Consider the following 16,041-nt stretch of genomic DNA (forward strand, 5'->3'; position numbering starts at 1 on the left):
CGGTTTTCGCCTCAGGCGCCGCCGGAGCGCCCAAGCCCAGGCGGGGTGCCCGTGAGACTGACGCCGGCCGATAGTTGGGGCTGCTCCCGGGCTCGGTAGGCCTCCCAGTCGTGCTGCCACTGGTCCCAGTGCGCCTCGAACCCGCCGCCGTCACGGGCCAACGCCCGCCGCTTGCGGATGCCGTCGTCGGCATCCAGCCACACCCTGACGTCGCTCAGGGACGCATGCGCCCGGGCCAGGGCACCGCAGCCCTCGATCACGAGCGGCCGGTCGGGGTCGACGCTATGCCATTCGGCCGGGACGGCCCCCGCCCAGTCGTACCGCTGCCAGGCGGCTGGCCGGCCGGCATGCCGGGCGCCGAGCACCAGCCGGCCGACCTGGTCGACGGCGGCGTCCAGGCCGCCCCAGCCCGGGTAGATGTCATCGAGGCGCACCAGTGTCGGCGCCACCGGTCCCGGCCAGGCGGCCAGCACGGCGTCGGCGAGGGTGCTCTTGCCCGCGCCGCTGGGACCGTCGATGAGGATCACGGCCCGGTCGCCGACCGGATTGCGGTTCAGCGCCCTGACGGCGGCGAGCACCGGTGCGACCAGGTCAGGCGAGCACAAAATGCCACGTCCCCGCCAGAACGGCTGCCGAGATCGCCGCGGCGGCGATGGCAGCCCCGATCAGGACGACCAGTGTGTCACGCGCTCCGAAGACCGATTCCCTGGCCCAGGTGCGCGGTTCGTCGCTGCCGAAACCCCGGGCCTCCATGGCCGTGGCGAGTTTGCTGCCCCGTCGCACCGAAAGAACCAGCAGAGCGAAGGCGAGTCCGCCGAACCGGCGGGCGCGGCCGCGCAGGCCGCCGCCGTCGCCCACCCCGCGGGCCCGCCTGGCCAGGGCCAGGGAATGCCAGTCGTCGATGAACATGCCCACCAGGCGCAGCCCGGCTAGGGCGCCGAGCACGAACCGGGCCGGCAGGCGCAGCACCTGCGCGAGGCCGTCACCGAGGTCGGTGGGATCGGTGGTGGCCAACAGCACGATCCCGGGGATGCCGATGGCCAAGATCCGCAACCCAATCGCGAGGGCCAGGGCCACGGACCCCTCGGTCACCGATACGAAGCCGGCGCTGAACAGCACGGCGCCGGAGTCCTGTCCGTAGAGCACCGTGGTGAGCACGGCGAAGGGAACCGCGATCCACACCGGTGCGGTGCGCAGCCAGAACTGGCGGGCGCTCAGCCCGCACCAGGCCAGCAGCACAGCCTCGAGTGCGAGGGCGACCGCGGCCGAGACCCAATCGATGGACAGCATCAGGGCGCAGCTGATCACCAGCGCCACGGCGAGCTTGGCGACCGGGTTCACTCCAGCGATCGCACTGGGCCGGATCTCCGGCGTCATCAGGCTCACGACGCCTCCCTTCCGGCGGGCGCGCGCAGCCCGGCGGTCACGCTGCGGCCACTCGCCGGCCCGGTTCCAGGCACCAGGGTGAGGCGCGCATCCGCCAGCGCGGCCACGAACTGCTCATCGTGCGTGACCGCCAGGACGGCGGTGCCGGTGTCCAGCAGTTCGGCGAGGAGGCGCACCAGCTCGGCCCAGGTGCGGGAGTCCTGCCCGAAGGTGGGTTCGTCGAGGACGAGCAGCCGGGGCCGGGTCGCCAGCACCGTCGCCACGGACAGTCGGCGCTTCTCGCCGCCGGACAGGGTGAACGGGTTGGCGTCGGCGAGACGGTCCAGCCGCAGTCTGTGCAGCAGCGCGTCCACTCGCTCAGTTTGCTCGGCCCCGCCCAGGCCGAGGGCGCGGGGGCCGATGGTGAGCTCGGCACGCACGGTCCCGGCGAGGAACTGGTGCTCGGGGTCCTGGAAGACGGTGCCGATGCGCGCCAGCAGGTCGCGGGAGCGCCATCGGTGCGGGGCCGGCCCGAGTCCCCCGGCGAGGGCATCCGTTGCGGTCAACCGCCCGCCCGCGGGGGCCAGAAGCCCGGCCAGGGTGAGCGCGAAAGTCGACTTGCCGGTGCCGTTGGGTCCGGTGAGAGCCGTGGCCGTGCCGGCGCGCAGGGCGAGGTCGAGGCCGTGTGCGACGACGACGGCCTGTTTGCGGGCGAACGGCACCCGTCCGACGGCGAGGTCATCGGCGCTGAGCAGGACTTCCGCGCCGGGACCGTCGGAGCGGGGGCGCCGGTCGGGCGTCGCGGGTGGGAACCTGGGTATCCACACTCCGGCGGCGGCGAGCCGCTCCCCTTCGGCGCTGAGCACGCTGTCGGTGGGTCCGTCGGCGAGGATGCCGCCGGCCGGGTCGAGCACCACGATGCGGTCCACGACGTGCTGCCAGACCGCGACGCGGTGCTCGATCACGATGAGGGTCGCACCCGACGCCTCCACGGAGCGCAGCACGGCGTCGCGCACCTCGACGACACCGTCAGGGTCGAGGTTGGCGGTGGGTTCGTCCAGCAGCACCAGGCCCGGGCGCATGGCGAGCACCCCGGCCAGGGCCAGGCGCTGCTTCTGGCCGCCGCTGAGCGCGCTGGTCGGGTGCCGCAGAGGCAGGTCCAGGCCCACGTCCGCGAGGGCCCGACCGACCCGGGGCCAGATTTCGGCGCGCGGAACGGCGCGGTTCTCACAGCCGAAGGCGACGTCGTCGCCCACCCTCGCAAGCACGACCTGCGAGTCCGGGTCCTGCAGCACGAGGCCCACCCGGCCGCGGGACGCGCTGGGGCGGCGGCCGTCGATGAGGAGTTCGCCGGTCTCGTCGCCGTCCTCGTCATCGCCGAGCACACCGGCGAGGGCGTGCATCAGCGTGCTCTTGCCGGCTCCGCTGGGTCCGAGCACGAGCACCCGCTCCCCCGGGCGGATGTCGAGATCGAGCCCGGAGACCGCGGGGCGGGACCGGCCGGCGTGCCGCCAGCCCCAGCCGGAGGCCGTGACCCTGGCGCCGGTCACGGCCGGGCCTCGGCGACGCGGAGCGGGCATCCGGTGCGGGTCACCGGGCAGGCTGGGTGTCGACCCGGTCGGTCGGGCCCGATTCGCGGCCGGCGGCGAACCGGCTCAGCGCGCCGGTGCGGGCGAGTCCGCGCACCGCCAGCCAGGACAGCAGCCCGGCGAGCACGGTACCGGAGACGACGGCGGAAACCAGGTAGACGATCTTGGGGCCGATGTCGAGGGCCGCGTAGCTGGTGAAGGTGGTGTCGAGCAGACCAACGGCGATGCCCGCGCCGGCGCCGGCCAGGAGGGCCACGCCCAGGCGCCAGTTGGCGTACAAGAACAGGGCCAGCACGATCTCCGCGCCCAGCCCCTCGACGACACCCCAGATCAGGGTGGAGAAGCCCCACTGGGTGCCGATGAGCATCGAGACGACGGCGGCGACGACCTCGGTGTAGACGGCCGCACCGGGCTTGCGGATGATGAGTCCGCCGAGCACCCCGGCGAACAGCCAGCCGCCGGCCAGGAGTCCTTCGAGCCCGGGGGTGAAGGCCAGGAGGGCGCTCAGCGGCGACCAGGCCAGGCCCCATGCCCAGAAGATCACGCCGCTGGCGACGCCGATGACGCTGGCCACGACGATGTCGACGACCCGCCATTTCAGCACCCGCGGTTTCCGCGACGTGGAGAGAGAGGTGGCGGACGAAGTCCTGGAAGGCTGGGTGTTGATTGACGCGTGCACTGTACGTGCCCTTTCCGTAGAGGAATACTGGGCACGGGATTGAGAAGCCTCCCTGCGCTGGCATGATCCAGATCAGGTTCGACGGTCGAAGCTGAAGTAGCTTCCTCTCAGCCCGGTTCACCGGACTCCCGTGTTCAGCTTCGAGTATAGAACTCCCCGGGCGCATCCGGGCAATGCAAGGCGTCGCGCGACAATTTCTGCGCGCGAGGATCTCGCTGCTAGTGCTAGCGCTTGAGCGCGCGGATGATGCGCGCGATGGCCTTGCCGGCGACCCAGACGAAGGGGATGCCGACGGCCAGCAGCGAAATCACATTCGGTTCGAAGCGGGCCGCTCCGCCGGACTTAACGTAAGCGCCGATCGGGATGGCCATGCCACCGCCGCCACCGCCGGCCGCCGCGGACTCGTCACCTTCGCCGCCACCGCCAAAGCCGTACTGCACCAGGGCCACCGGAACGATCGTGACGCCCTCGATCTGCACGGGGTCTCCGTAGGCCGACCTGACGCCGATGGATCGAGCGTTTTCTGCGAGCTTCAAGGCGAGATTAGTCATGGTGAGAGGCTACTCCCCCTCTCCCTGCGGCGTCCCGGCGTTCGGTGTTCCGAACGGATGGACATCACGCTTCGGAGCACTTCCGCCGCCCAGCTGCGAGGCCGGCCGCACGATCCCCCGGCCGAACCGGGCGGTGACGGTGTCCACGGCCAGTTCGGCTTCCCGCCAGTCGTCGTCATCGTCCCACAGGCCCATGCCGGCACCATCGCCGGAGCCGAGTTGCTCGGCCCGCACTCCGATCAGGCGCACCCGGATGCCGCGGGCCGCGAGCACGTCGAAGCTCGCGGTGACCTCCTCGTATATCCGCCGGCCCACGTTGGTGGGCTCGGCCAGGGTGCGCGACCGGGTCACCGTGCTGAAGTCGGCGTAGCGGAGCTTGAGCACCACAGTCCGTGCGACGAGGCCGTTGCCGCGCAGCTTGGCGGCCACCGCATCCGCTTGGCGCAGGAGTTCGCTGCGCAACCGGGCGACATCGGTGACGTCATGTTCGAAGGTCACCTCGTGGCCGACGCTTTTCTCCTCGCGTTCGAGGTTGATCGTGCGCGGGTCGATGCCCCAGGACAGATCGTGCAGTTTGTGCGCGCTGGCGACGCCGACGGCACGCTGCAGCATCTCGAGGGGGGCGTGCGCGATATCGCTCACGTGCCGCAGCCCGAGCCCGAGCAGCACCTGTTCGGTGCTGGCGCCCACCCCCCAGAGGGCGCCGACGGGCAGCGGATGCAGGAAAGCGATTGTGTCCTCCGCGGGGATCACCAGCAGCCCGTCGGGCTTGGCCCGTCCGGAGGCCAGCTTGGCCACGAATTTAGTCGACGCGGCGCCGACCGAGCAGGTGAGTCCGGTCTCGGCGAACACACGGGCGCGGATCTTCCGCCCGATCTCGGCGGGTGAACCGTGCACACGCCGGGCGCCCGCGACATCCAGGAACGCCTCGTCGATGCTGAGCGGCTCGACCATCGGCGTCATGTCGGTGAAAATGCCCATCACCTGGCGGGACACCTCCACGTACCGGCCCATGTGCGGCTCGAGCACGATGGCGGCCGGGCAGCGGCGCAGGGCGATGGCCATCGGCATAGCCGAGTTGACCCCGTACTTGCGGGCGACGTAATTGGCCGCTGTCACCACGGACCGACCGGAGCGGTGGCCGATGACGACGGGGAGGTGCACGAGTTCGGGGTGGTCGAGCAACTCGACGGACGCGAAGAACGCATCCATGTCTATGTGCAGCATGGTGGCGGTCGTGTCGTCGACATCGGCGCCGGTGGTCTGCCGGTCGCTGCCATCCTGCCTGCTCACGCCGCACCACACCCTTCTGCCGCTCCGGCCGGAACCAACTCGAAGCTACCTTCGAGAGTACAGGCAGGAGGGGTCGGCATCGAGCTAGAAACCGCCGAAATCTCCACCGCCGCCGAAATCGCCGAATCCGCCGGAGTCGCCACCGAAACCGCCGCCGGAGTCACCACCGAAATCGCCGCCGGAATCGCCTGAGTCCGCCGTGGTCTCGGCGCCCGAGTCGGTGCCGGCGTCACCGGCCGCATCCGCCTCGCCGCCCATATCGGGCAGGAACGCGCCCACCAGCGCCGAGCCGACAACGTAGCCGGCCACGGTACCGAGCAGGGAAGCGCCGAGCATGCTGCCGAAGCCGGGGCCCTGCCGGCCGCCGGCCTGGTCGCCGCCGAAGACCCGGTCCAGGGTGCCCGGCTGGCGGAGTTCGGCCCGGGTGGCGGACTTGGCCAGGGTGGCCGGTTCGGCGTTCGCCGGGCGCTCACCCTCCATCGCGTTCTCGGTCAGCTGCTGGAAGAGCAGGTCGCGCTGCTCGTCGGTGAGCTTGCTGAACGCTTCGGTGTGCACTTGTTCAATGGTCTCCGGCGGTGCGGTGCGCAAGAGGTACCTGTAGCGTTCCACGGCGATCTCGTCGTCGGTGCGCTGCGGGGCCGGCGCGGTGCGGGTCGGCTCCGGTTGTTCGGGTCGGCCCAGGAGGCGATCGAGGAATCCCATGAGTCTGCTCCTTCGCTTTGGTGTCAGCCTAGGCGGCACCAGCCCGGACCGACAGGACCGTGGCCAGCGACTCCAGCGCTTTCACAGGGTCGGGACCGGCCGGGATGAGGACAACGCTCGTGGCTCCGGCGGTGTGCAGCTCATCGATGCGGCGGCGAGCGGATGCGGCGGTGCCGACCACCGCGAGCTGATCGACCCAGCTCTCGGGCATCGCTGCCGCGAAGTCAGCCCGGCTGGCGCTGGCCGAGCGCAGGGCGGCGAACTCCTTCGCGAAGGGCAGCACCGTGATGTGCGGGGCCCAATCGGGGTCGCCGATCCACTCAAGAGCCGGGCGCACCAGGTTGCGGGCCACGGCGGGGTCCTCGTCGACGGCGGCCGCGTTGTAGGCCACCACGTGACGGGCAGCCGACGGGGGGCGGAGGCCGGGGAACCCGAAGCCCTCCGGCGGAGCGTCGCGGCCGGCATCGAGGGCACCGATCGCGGCAGCGAGGTATTCGGGGGTGACGGGCTCGGCCAGCACCACCCCGTCGGCGCAGGCGCCGGCCAGGTGCAAGGACTTCGGTCCGCGCACGCCCGCCAGGATCGGCGGCACCGTGGACGGCGGACCGGCCAAGGCCACGGCATCCGCCTGGACGTAGCGGCCGGCTGTCGTGATGGAGGCCCCGCGCAGCAGGGCACGCATGAGGTCGATGTTCTCGGCGAGCATGGCCAGGGGGCTGGTCGGCCAGCTGCCGGTCTGCCGCATCCAGACGGGCATGCCATGCCCGACGCCCACCTGCAGTCGACCCGGGAAAAGTTCGGCGAGGGTGGCGATCTCGAGGGTCGCGAAGCCGGGGTTCCGGGCTGCGGCGGGCAGGATCCCGATTCCCACAACTATGGTCGTGGTGGCGGCGAGCACCACGGCGGCCTGGGCGATGCCCCCGCGGAAGAAGCAGTCCTCCACCACCCAGATCTCGGTGAAACCCAGTTCCTCGGCGCGGCGCGCGTAAGCCACGAACTGCGCTGCGGGCAGGTCTCGCGGCAGCATGACGGCGATGGAACCCGGGGCACTGGAAGCTGGCATGTGGACCTCGTCGCGGTAGGGCCGAGGACAGAGCCCGGCGGTGTTCTCTGTCGAACCTAGCTTCTACGGCGGAACTTCTCGCACTGACGGGGAGATTTCCGGCGGACCCGGAATGCCCGCGGGCCGAGCGTCGTTGCACCCAGCACGGACTTTCCCCTCTGGGCGGATGCCGCACGACAATCAACGAAGTGAGCCCACTGTGCTTGAAAAGACTCTGTCCGAAAAAACTGTGCTTGACACCACCTCCGCCAGCGCAGCTCCGTCGATCGACTGGTACACCCTGCAGAAACAGGCGCACCGTGAATTCGGCCGGCGCATCGCAGCCGTGGACGATTGGAACGCTCCGACGCCCGACAAGGAGTGGACCGTCGGTGATCTGGTGCGCCACGTCGTTCGGGAGCAGCAGTGGATCCCGCCGCTGCTGGCCGGGCTGACCCTGGACCAGGCCCGGCGCCGCGTCGACCCGCTCGGGGACGACCTCGTTGCCGAATGGCACACGCACTCCTCACTGGCCACCGCGGCGTGGCAGGCGGCGTCTGCGGATGCGTCGGTGCAACTCTCCTACGACACCGTCACGGTGCTGGACTACCTGCGCGAGCAGGTCTCCGACGTGACGATTCACTCCTGGGACCTGGCCAGGGCGACGGCGGCCGACGAGACCCTGGACCCGGCTCTGATCGAGGCGGTCTGGACGGTGTTCGAGCCGCAGCGGGATGCGCTGGAGGCCAGTGGCCTGTTCGATTCCCCGGTGCCGATGCCCGAGGACGCTCCGCTGCAGTCCCGGCTGCTGGCCCTCACCGGCCGCGACGACCGCCGCTGACCGCCGCCGCCGCGTCCGCCCGCGCCGATCAACTGTTGCTCGTTCGGACAAGTGCGCCCGGCACACCGGGACCATTTGTCCGCACCGGCAACAGTTGCGGCGCTAGGCCGGGCGCTAGGCGACGGTGGTGCCGAAGAGCAGTCCGAGCAGGTAGGTGACCCCGGCGGCTCCGAAGCCGATCACAAGCTGACGCAGCGCACGCTTCAGCGGCGGACCGCCGGAGAGCAGTCCGACGACTGCGCCGGTGGCCAGCAGCGCGAGGCCCACGAGGACCGCGGCGACTATGATCGCAGCGACGCCCTGCATGCCGAACAGGTACGGCAGCACCGGCAGCAGGGCCCCGGAGGCGAAGAAGCAGAAGCTGGAGATCGCGGCGCCCATGCCGGTGCCGATGGCTTCGTGCTCGTCGACAAGTGCGGCGGTGGAGCCGTCGAGCCGGCTCACGTCGAGCGCACCGGTGGCGACCGCCACGGTGCGCAGCACCTCACGGGCGTGTACCTCGGCGTCTTCGGGCGTCATGCCCTGGGCACGGTACACGAGGGTCAGTTCGTTGGCGGCCTCGTCCAGGTGTGAGAGCACGCTGCGCGTGGCCGGGTTCGGGGTGGATGCCTCGAGAAGCTCGCGTTGGGAACGCACCGACACGTACTCCCCCGCACCCATCGACAGGGCTCCGGCCAGCAGGCCGGCGATGCCGGTGAAGAGGATGGTGGCGGTGGGCACCCCGGTCGCCCCGATGCCCAGCACCAGGGCGAGGTTGCTCACCAGACCGTCGTTGACGCCGAAGACCGCGGCCCTGAAGGTGCCGGACAGCCGCTGGCGGCCGCGGGCGGCCAGGCCTCGAACGACTTCCTCGTGGATACGCTCGTCTGCGGCCATGGCGCTGGTGGCATCGGCGTCCCCGTCGTAGGGCGACCGTGCCTCGGCGCGTTGGGCGAGCGCGAGCACGAAGACGGAACCGAACCTGCGGGCCAGCAGGCCAAGCACCCGGGTGCGCAGCGCACCCTTCCGGGGCGCTCCAACCCGCTCGCCGAGCAGGTGGCGCCAGTGCGCTTCGTGCCGGCCCTCTGCCTCGGCGAGGGCCAGGAGGATGTCGCGTTCCTCGCCGGAACGCCGACCGGCCAGATCACGGTAGACGGCGGCCTCGGCCTGTTCATCGGCCAGATACCGCCGCCACCGACGGATGTCGGCCTCGGCGGGCTGGTTGAGGTCGGCCACGGCGATCACGACTCCGGAGCTGCCTCGAGCGAACCCTGCGACACCCGGGCCGACTCGTGGGGGCCGGTGCCGTCGAGACCGTAGAACGGTTCCTCGAAGTGCACCACCCACACCGCTTCCTTGCCCACGACGGGTGCATAAAGCGCCGAGCCGACGAGCTCGCCTGGCGCGGTGATGACCCCGATCGGGTCTTCCACCATCGAGTCGGGGTAGCGGCTGCGGTCAAGCCGCACCACCACCTGCATGCCGACGCCGAACACCGCGGCCGCCCCGTCGGCTGACGGGGCGTCCGCGGGCCGGCGGCTCCAGAGCGCCATTACTCCACCGACTCCGAAGGTGCAGACTCCACCGGAGCGCTGCCGGCGCGTTCGAGCACCAGTTCGCGCACCCTGGCGGCATCCGCCTGGCCGCGCATGGCCTTCATGACCGCGCCGATGACGGCGCCGGCGGCCTGCACCTTGCCGTCGCGGATCTTCGCGAGCACGTCGGGCTGCCCGGCGAGGGCCTCGTCGATGGCCGCAATCAGCGGCCCGTCGTCGCTGACGACGGCCAGTCCACGGCTGGCGACGACCTCGCTGGGGGTGCCCTCGCCGGCGATGACGCCCTCGAGCACCTGGCGGGCCAGGCGGTCGGTGAGGGTGCCGTCGGTGATCAGCTCGATCAGCGCGGCCACCTGGGCCGGGGTCACGAGGCTCTCGGCAGTCACGCCGGCGGCGTTGGCCAGACGGGCAATCTCGCCGGTCCACCACTTGCGGGCGGACTGAGCGGGCGCGCCGGCGGCGATGGTGGCCTCCAGAACGTCGAGGAGGTCGGAGTTGACCACATCCTGGAACTCGAGGTTCACAAAACCCCAGTCCGCCTGCAGCCGCTTGCGGCGGGCCGCGGGGGGCTCGGGCAGCGTGGCGCGCAACTCTTCGACCCAGGCACGCGACGGGGCGACGGGCACCAGGTCGGGCTCGGGGAAGTACCTGTAGTCGTCCGCGTCGCTCTTGGGCCGGCCGGCGGAGGTCACCCCGGTGTCCTCGTGCCAGTGCCGGGTCTCCTGGGTGATGGTGCCGCCGGCGTGCAGCAGCGCGGCCTGGCGCTGGATCTCGTAGCGCACGGCGCGTTCGACGCTGCGCAGTGAGTTGACGTTCTTGGTCTCGGTGCGGGTGCCCAGGATGTTCGAGCCGCGCGGGCGCAGGGACACATTCGCGTCGCAGCGCACGTTACCCTCTTCCATCCGGGCGTTCGAGACGCCGAGCGCCTTGACGATCTCGCGGATGGCGGCGACGTAGGTCTTGCCGATCTCGGGCGAGTCGGCTTCGCCACCCTCGATCATCTGGGTGACGATCTCCACCAGTGGCACGCCGCCGCGGTTGTAGTCGACCAGTGAATAGTCGGCGCCCTGGATGCGTCCTGCCGCGCCACCCATGTGGGTGAGCTTGCCTGCGTCGTCCTCCATGTGCGCGCGCTCGATGTCCACGGTCACCTGGCGGCCGCTCTCCAGCTCGATGGTGAGCTGGCCGTTGAAGGCGATCGGCTCGTCGTACTGGGAGGTCTGGAAGTTCTTGGCGGTGTCGGGGTAGAAGTAGTTCTTGCGGGCGAACCGGCTGGTTTCGGCGATCTCGCAGCCCAGGGCCAGGCCCAGGCGGATGGAGGACTCGATGGCCTGGCGGTTCACCTGCGGCAGCCCGCCGGGCAGGCCCAGGCAGGTGGGGCAGGTGTTGGTGTTGGCACCGGAACCGAATTCGTTGGCGCAGCCGCAGAACATCTTGGTCTTGGTGTTGAGTTCGACGTGCACCTCGAAGCCGAGCACCGGCTCGAACAGCTCGAGGGCCTTGTCGTAGTCCATCAATTCGGCTTTCGCCATCAGACGGCTCCCCCTTCGGTTGCGAACATTTCGATGTTGGCCAGAGCGGGTGCCTGGCTGAGCAGGGTGTGCCCCCAGTGTGCCTCGAGCAGCTGCTCGACGGCGGCACCGAAGGTGTACAGACGGGCATCCGCGCGGGCGGGCGCCATCACCTGCAGACCCACCGGGAGGCCGTCTTCGGGCGCGAGGCCCATCGGCAGGCTCATGCCGGGGATGCCGGCGAGGTTGGCCGGGATGGTGGTGATGTCGTTGAGGTACATCGCCATCGGGTCTTCGGTCTTCTCGCCGAACTTGAACGCCGTGGTCGGCGCCGTGGGAGAGACGAGCAGGTCGACCTTGTCGAACGCGGCGGCGAAGTCGCGCTGGATCAGCGTGCGCACCTTCTGGGCGCTGCCGTAGTAAGCGTCGTAGTAGCCGGCGCTGAGGGCGTAGGTGCCCAGGATGATGCGGCGTTTGACCTCGTCGCCGAAGCCGGCGTCGCGGGTGGCGGCCATGACGCGCTCGCTGGTGAGCGGGCCGTCCTCCGGGTTGACCCGGATGCCGAAGCGCACCGAGTCGAAGCGGGCCAGGTTGCTGGAGGCTTCGGCGGGCAGGATCAGGTAGTAGGCGGAGACCGCGTACTCGAAGTTCGGGGCGCTCACCTCGCTGACGATGGCGCCGGCCGCGGACAGCAGGGCCAGGGTCTCCTCGAAACGCTGCTTGACACCGGCCTGGAAACCCGCTCCGTTGAGTTCCTTGATCACGCCGATCCGCACCCCCTTGAGGGCACCGTCGGCCAGCCCGGCCTGGGCCGCGGCGGCCATCGACGGCCACGCATCCGTCAGCGATGTCGAGTCGAGCGGGTCGTGCCCGCCGATCACATCGTGCAGCAGCGCGGCGTCGAGCACCGTGCGGGTGACCGGGCCGACCTGGTCGAGCGAGGAGGCCAGTGCGATCGCGCCGTAGCGGGACACGCCGCCGTAGGTGGGCTTGACGCCGACGGAACCGGTGACGGCGGCGGGCTGACGGATGGATCCGCCGGTGTCGCTGCCGAGCGCCAACGGTGCCTCGAACGCGGCGACGGCGGCCGCGGAGCCACCGCCGGAGCCGCCGGGGATGCGGTCAAGGTCCCACGGGTTGTGGGTGGGGCCGTAGGCGGAGTGTTCGGTGGAGGAGCCCATCGCGAACTCGTCCATGTTGGTCTTGCCCAGCGGGATGAGGTCGGCGTCGCGGATGCGCCGAACCACGGTGGCGTCGTACGGCGGGATCCACCCCTGAAGGATCTTCGACCCGGAGGTGGTGGGCATGTCGTGCGTGGCGAGCACGTCCTTGATGGCGATCGGAACGCCGGCCAGCGGGCCGAGCTTCTCGCCAGCGGCGCGACGGGCGTCGACCCTCGCGGCGGTGGCCAGGGCGGCGTCGCGGGCCACGTGCAGGAACGCGTGCACATCGGGCTCGACGGCGTCGATGTGGTCGAGGTGGGCGCGCGTGACGTCGACGGAGCTGACCGAGCCGTCGGCGAGCAGACCGGCCAGGGCGGCGGCGGTCTGGTTGATAAGACTGGTCACGTTGTTACTCCTCGTCCAGGATGGCGGGCACGCGGAATTTGTCGCCGGCACGGTCGGGGGCGCCGGACAGGGCCTGGTCGACGGTGAGCGACGGCACGACGACGTCGTCACGGAACACATTCGTCAGCGGCATCGGGTGGCTGGTCGCCGGGACGTCGGGCGTCGCGACCTCGGCGACCCTGGCGACAGAGTCGACGATCTGGCCGAGTTCGACCGTGAGGCGATCGATTTCTGCCGAGCTGAGGTCGATCCGGGCGAGGTTGGCCAGATGCGCAACCTGCTCGGCCGTGATTTCAGACATGAAACTCCCAAGAAAATCGAAGCGGAAGCTCCAATTCTATTCGTCGTCGTCGGTTGCCAGGTCCGCGTTGTCGGTGCCGATCAGCGCCATGTTGTGCAGGGACTCGCTTCCGGGCCTGAAATAGTCGTTGTGGCCGAGGGATCCGCCGAGCCAGGCGCCGGTGACGGTGTCGGTCGCCCCGTCCACGCCGAGTGCCCTGGCACCGTACGAGGAGGCGCCGGGATCGCTGCCGAAGAACGCCGAGCTGACCGCCGGGTCCCAGTCCGCCTTGCCGACGAAGACGTTCCCGTTGGCGACCTCGAGCTTGTCGGCGGACTGGATTTCGCTACCCGGTGAACCGACCACGACGAGGGCGTCCACCTGCACGGAGCCGTTGGCCAGCGCCATGAGCGAGACGGTCGAACCATAGGAATGCGCGAACACCGAGATGAAGGGCTGGTCCGCTCCCCTGCTGGCGCGCACGCCGGCCCACGAGGTCTCGAGGAAGGCGGCGCCGGCCACCGCACGGTCACGCCAGCCGACGGAGAACACGTCGGGCGCCTCGTAGCCGATCCAGGCGATCGTGGCCACGGTCTTCGCTGTGGTCGCCGCGGCATCCGGGTACCCCGAGACAAGCCGGCTGCCGGTGGCGGATGCCGGGGTGACGGACGCTGTGCCGGGTGCGGTTGTGGTGGCGGCCGGCGCCTTCTTGCGTGCGGCCAGGACCGCACGCTGCTCGCGGTAGACGTCGTCGGCCACGGTGGTCCAGTTGACCATCGCGGGCTCGACCCGGTAGTTCATTCCCGGTACCAGGTAGCCGATGTAGTCGGCGGTGTCCGGGTTGCCCAGGGCGATCGCCGCCCGCCCCGACCCGTTGGGGTCGAGCAGGATCAGGCTGCGTTTGGGCCCGCCGTCGCTGGGTTTCAGGGCCAGTTGGACCTGGCTGAGCACGGCAACCCGGCCGCTGGCCAGGGAGCGTTCGGCATCTGACGAGTGGCCGGCGAGGACCCGCTTGGCCTCAGCGAGGGATTCACTGAGGTATCGCTCGTTCGCGCGACTGCGCTGCGCCAGCGGCACGCCGTCGAGGTTGCCGACCAGCCGCGGGGTCGCCGTGGTGAGGGTGGCCCGCTGGGTGGAGTCGAGCAGCGTCCACCAGGCCGACACCACCGTGGCTTCGGGCGGAGTCGCTAGCACCGAGTCGACGCGGGTGGGGTAATCGGCCACGAAGCTCCTCAACTCCGCGACGGCGAGCTGGGACATACCGACGAGCAGATTCGACCCCGTCATGGTGCGGAGGGAGGCCACGTCGATGTCGATGGCAGCGGCCGACTGCACCTCGAGCTCAGCCGAGGCCTGCGAGGCGCCCGCATCGCTCTGACGGTCCGCGACCCGGGCCGAAACGGTCTCGTAGACGCTGACCTGCGAGGATTCGGGCATCAGGACGGGCCCGCCCACCCCGACGAGGGCGAGCGAGGCAGTCAGCAGTGCAGCGGCCTCGAATAGCACGACGCGTCCCGTCCCCTCCCGAACGAATGAACAGCAAACAGACTCGACGCCCCTGGCAAGTCATGCGCTCTCAGCTTATCGAGCCGCGGGCGCTGCCACTGCCCCTCGTTCAGGGCGATCGGACACTTTTTGGCGCAATTCGGCGGCTGCGTTTCGGGCGGGTTTCCGGCGGGGGAACATCCGGTCACGGTGAGGTGAATTTTCGGGGCTCAGAGCGCCTCGGCGGCGCAGCAGACTGGAGGGGCTCAGAGGATGACGCTGCCCACCACCAACGTCCCGATGACCACGATCACACCGATCAGCAGCCCCGTCGCGCGGCCGATCCGTCGGCGGCTGACGGTTCCCTTGCGCCAGGAGGATCGGGACACCCGGTCCAGGTTCGGGAACAGCGCCTGGAACGGTGGCTCGCCGGGCTGGAGGAGCTCAGGCACCGTGGGTTCCTCGGTCGGACGGTCATCATCCTTGATGGGGGTCATGGCCGCAGCTTAGTGCCGGCGCCGGTTCCGGCCGCCTGGTGCGGGCGGCCGGGCGGGCGCGGGGGCGTCAGCCGGCGGCGCGGGCGGCGAGCAGGGCCACCTCGTCGGCGTCGGACAGTCCCGCCCGGCGCGGGCCCTGCGGCACCCTGAGGCGCTCCCAGCGCAGCGTGTCAGCGAGGGTCTCGGCGAGCGGGCGGGTGACCAATCCGGCGGCGCGGGCGGCACCGCTGTCTCGGGCATTGAACCCGGCGTAGTCCGGCAGGGGCAACCACAGCGGCAGGGACCGTGGCCCCGACCACGGCCCGACCTCGTGATCCAGTAGCCATCGGGCATCCGCGCCCACGACCGGGCCGGTGTGTCCGGCCACGCTCCTCGCCACGGCCAGGTGTTCGGCCAGCGCCACGGTCTCCCCCGTCGCGTTGAACACCCCGGCTGTGCGGTCCTCGGCGGCGTCGACGATCCATTCCGCCAGGTCGCGCACGTCGATCACCTGAACCAGCAGCCCCGGAACGTCGGGCACGAGCACACTCCCGTCGGCACCGGCGGGCTCCCTGAACCGCAGTGGCCAGTACCCGCTGCGGTCGGAGACGTCGCCGGGTCCGCCGATCAGACCCGACCGCACGATGAGCGACCTGTCGGCGCCGAACCCCGCAAGGAGCCGGTCCTCGCAGGCGACCTTCGCCTCGCCGTAGGTCTCCATCGACTCCATCACGTCACCGCTCTGCGCACCGACACGCTCAGCGCTCTCGTCCTGGCCCGGCACGGCGGTGTCGGCGTAGACGTTTCCCGACGATACGAAGGTGTACGCGGCGGCCCGGTCGCCCAGCGCCGCCACGGCCGAGGCGACCTGCCCGGGCTGCCGCGACACATCCACGACCACATCCCAGTCTTCGGCCGCCACCTCCGCGTACGCCCCGGCCTGGTCGCGGTCGCCCCGCACGAAGCGGATGCCGGCCGGGGCGTTCCCGGATTCGCCCCTGGCCAGGCAGGTGACCTTGTGACCGTGGTGCATCGCGGCCGTCGCGATGGTGCTGCCGAGCCAGGCCGTTCCGCCGAGAATGAGGAATCGCATGCGGCCAGCTAACCCAACCAGCGCTCCCCCC

The 16,041-nt window shown here is 70.7% G+C and carries 17 protein-coding genes and 1 riboswitch; of the genes, 1 reads left to right on the top strand and 16 read right to left on the bottom strand.

What is annotated here, in order from left to right; genetic code table 11:
* Positions 1–11 precede the first annotated feature (11 nt).
* The 8 genes from E3O60_RS14740 to E3O60_RS14775 form a co-directional block, all read right to left on the bottom strand.
* Positions 12–605, bottom strand: coding sequence for an ATP-binding protein (locus E3O60_RS14740; RefSeq protein WP_241993282.1), 594 nt, complete (start codon positions 603–605; stop codon positions 12–14).
* Entirely contained in the window at positions 592–1,386 is a 795-nt protein-coding gene (locus E3O60_RS14745) for an energy-coupling factor transporter transmembrane protein EcfT (RefSeq protein WP_370291366.1), read from the bottom strand. The genes E3O60_RS14740 and E3O60_RS14745 overlap by 14 nt, the downstream gene beginning before the upstream one ends.
* Positions 1,383–2,945 carry an ABC transporter ATP-binding protein gene (locus tag E3O60_RS14750; RefSeq protein ID WP_134408757.1) on the bottom strand — a complete coding sequence of 521 codons (1,563 nt, stop codon included), beginning with the start codon at positions 2,943–2,945 and terminating at the stop codon, positions 1,383–1,385. Before E3O60_RS14750 ends, E3O60_RS14745 begins: the two co-directional genes overlap by 4 nt.
* A gap of 10 nt (positions 2,946–2,955) precedes the next feature.
* A complete protein-coding gene (locus tag E3O60_RS14755; protein ID WP_134408758.1) occupies positions 2,956–3,633 on the bottom strand; it encodes an ECF transporter S component in 678 nt (225 codons plus the stop codon).
* A 31-nt stretch (positions 3,634–3,664) separates the two neighbouring features.
* Positions 3,665–3,775, bottom strand: a riboswitch (TPP riboswitch).
* 82 nt (positions 3,776–3,857) lie between these two features.
* Positions 3,858–4,184 carry a hypothetical protein gene (locus E3O60_RS14760; protein ID WP_088456430.1) on the bottom strand — a complete coding sequence of 109 codons (327 nt, stop codon included), beginning with the start codon at positions 4,182–4,184 and terminating at the stop codon, positions 3,858–3,860.
* Positions 4,185–4,193: 9 nt separating this feature from the next.
* Positions 4,194–5,477: a DNA polymerase IV gene (dinB, locus tag E3O60_RS14765; RefSeq protein ID WP_134408759.1), complete on the bottom strand. Its 1,284-nt coding sequence runs from the start codon at positions 5,475–5,477 to the stop codon at positions 4,194–4,196.
* An 84-nt stretch (positions 5,478–5,561) separates the two neighbouring features.
* Positions 5,562–6,179, bottom strand: a complete 618-nt coding sequence (locus E3O60_RS14770) for a hypothetical protein (protein WP_088456432.1) — start codon at positions 6,177–6,179, stop codon at positions 5,562–5,564.
* Between the two features lie 28 nt (positions 6,180–6,207).
* On the bottom strand, positions 6,208–7,242 hold the full coding sequence (locus tag E3O60_RS14775) for an LLM class flavin-dependent oxidoreductase (RefSeq protein WP_088456433.1): 1,035 nt from the start codon (positions 7,240–7,242) through the stop codon (positions 6,208–6,210).
* A 229-nt stretch (positions 7,243–7,471) separates the two neighbouring features.
* On the opposite strand from E3O60_RS14775, the gene E3O60_RS14780 reads away from it, so the two are divergent.
* On the top strand, positions 7,472–8,062 hold the full coding sequence (locus E3O60_RS14780; RefSeq protein WP_240632192.1) for a TIGR03086 family metal-binding protein: 591 nt from the start codon (positions 7,472–7,474) through the stop codon (positions 8,060–8,062).
* A 114-nt stretch (positions 8,063–8,176) separates the two neighbouring features.
* On the opposite strand, the gene E3O60_RS14785 is transcribed toward E3O60_RS14780, so the two are convergent.
* The 8 genes from E3O60_RS14785 to E3O60_RS14820 form a co-directional block, all read right to left on the bottom strand.
* Positions 8,177–9,286, bottom strand: coding sequence for a VIT1/CCC1 transporter family protein (locus tag E3O60_RS14785; protein ID WP_198414989.1), 1,110 nt, complete (start codon positions 9,284–9,286; stop codon positions 8,177–8,179).
* Positions 9,283–9,594, bottom strand: a complete 312-nt coding sequence (locus E3O60_RS14790) for a hypothetical protein (protein ID WP_088456435.1) — start codon at positions 9,592–9,594, stop codon at positions 9,283–9,285. The genes E3O60_RS14785 and E3O60_RS14790 overlap by 4 nt, the downstream gene beginning before the upstream one ends.
* Complete coding sequence (gene gatB, locus E3O60_RS14795) at positions 9,594–11,129, bottom strand: Asp-tRNA(Asn)/Glu-tRNA(Gln) amidotransferase subunit GatB (RefSeq protein WP_088456436.1); 1,536 nt, start codon at positions 11,127–11,129, stop codon at positions 9,594–9,596. Before gatB ends, E3O60_RS14790 begins: the two co-directional genes overlap by 1 nt.
* Positions 11,129–12,676 (bottom strand): Asp-tRNA(Asn)/Glu-tRNA(Gln) amidotransferase subunit GatA, encoded by a 1,548-nt coding sequence (gatA, locus tag E3O60_RS14800; protein WP_088456437.1) that lies wholly within the window; start codon positions 12,674–12,676, stop codon positions 11,129–11,131. Before gatA ends, gatB begins: the two co-directional genes overlap by 1 nt.
* Positions 12,677–12,680: 4 nt before the next feature.
* Complete coding sequence (gene gatC / locus E3O60_RS14805) at positions 12,681–12,977, bottom strand: Asp-tRNA(Asn)/Glu-tRNA(Gln) amidotransferase subunit GatC (RefSeq protein WP_088456438.1); 297 nt, start codon at positions 12,975–12,977, stop codon at positions 12,681–12,683.
* A gap of 36 nt (positions 12,978–13,013) precedes the next feature.
* Positions 13,014–14,462 carry an alpha/beta hydrolase gene (locus E3O60_RS14810; protein ID WP_088456439.1) on the bottom strand — a complete coding sequence of 483 codons (1,449 nt, stop codon included), beginning with the start codon at positions 14,460–14,462 and terminating at the stop codon, positions 13,014–13,016.
* A gap of 245 nt (positions 14,463–14,707) precedes the next feature.
* The gene (locus tag E3O60_RS14815) at positions 14,708–14,938 is read right to left on the bottom strand and encodes a hypothetical protein (protein WP_088456440.1); all 231 of its coding nucleotides are present in this window, start codon (positions 14,936–14,938) and stop codon (positions 14,708–14,710) included.
* Positions 14,939–15,005: 67 nt separating this feature from the next.
* A complete protein-coding gene (locus E3O60_RS14820; RefSeq protein ID WP_088456441.1) occupies positions 15,006–16,010 on the bottom strand; it encodes an NAD-dependent epimerase/dehydratase family protein in 1,005 nt (334 codons plus the stop codon).
* Positions 16,011–16,041 lie beyond the last annotated feature (31 nt).

It is taken from the genome of Cryobacterium sp. TMB1-7 (assembly GCF_004402435.1).
Lineage (GTDB): Bacteria > Actinomycetota > Actinomycetes > Actinomycetales > Microbacteriaceae > Cryobacterium > Cryobacterium zongtaii.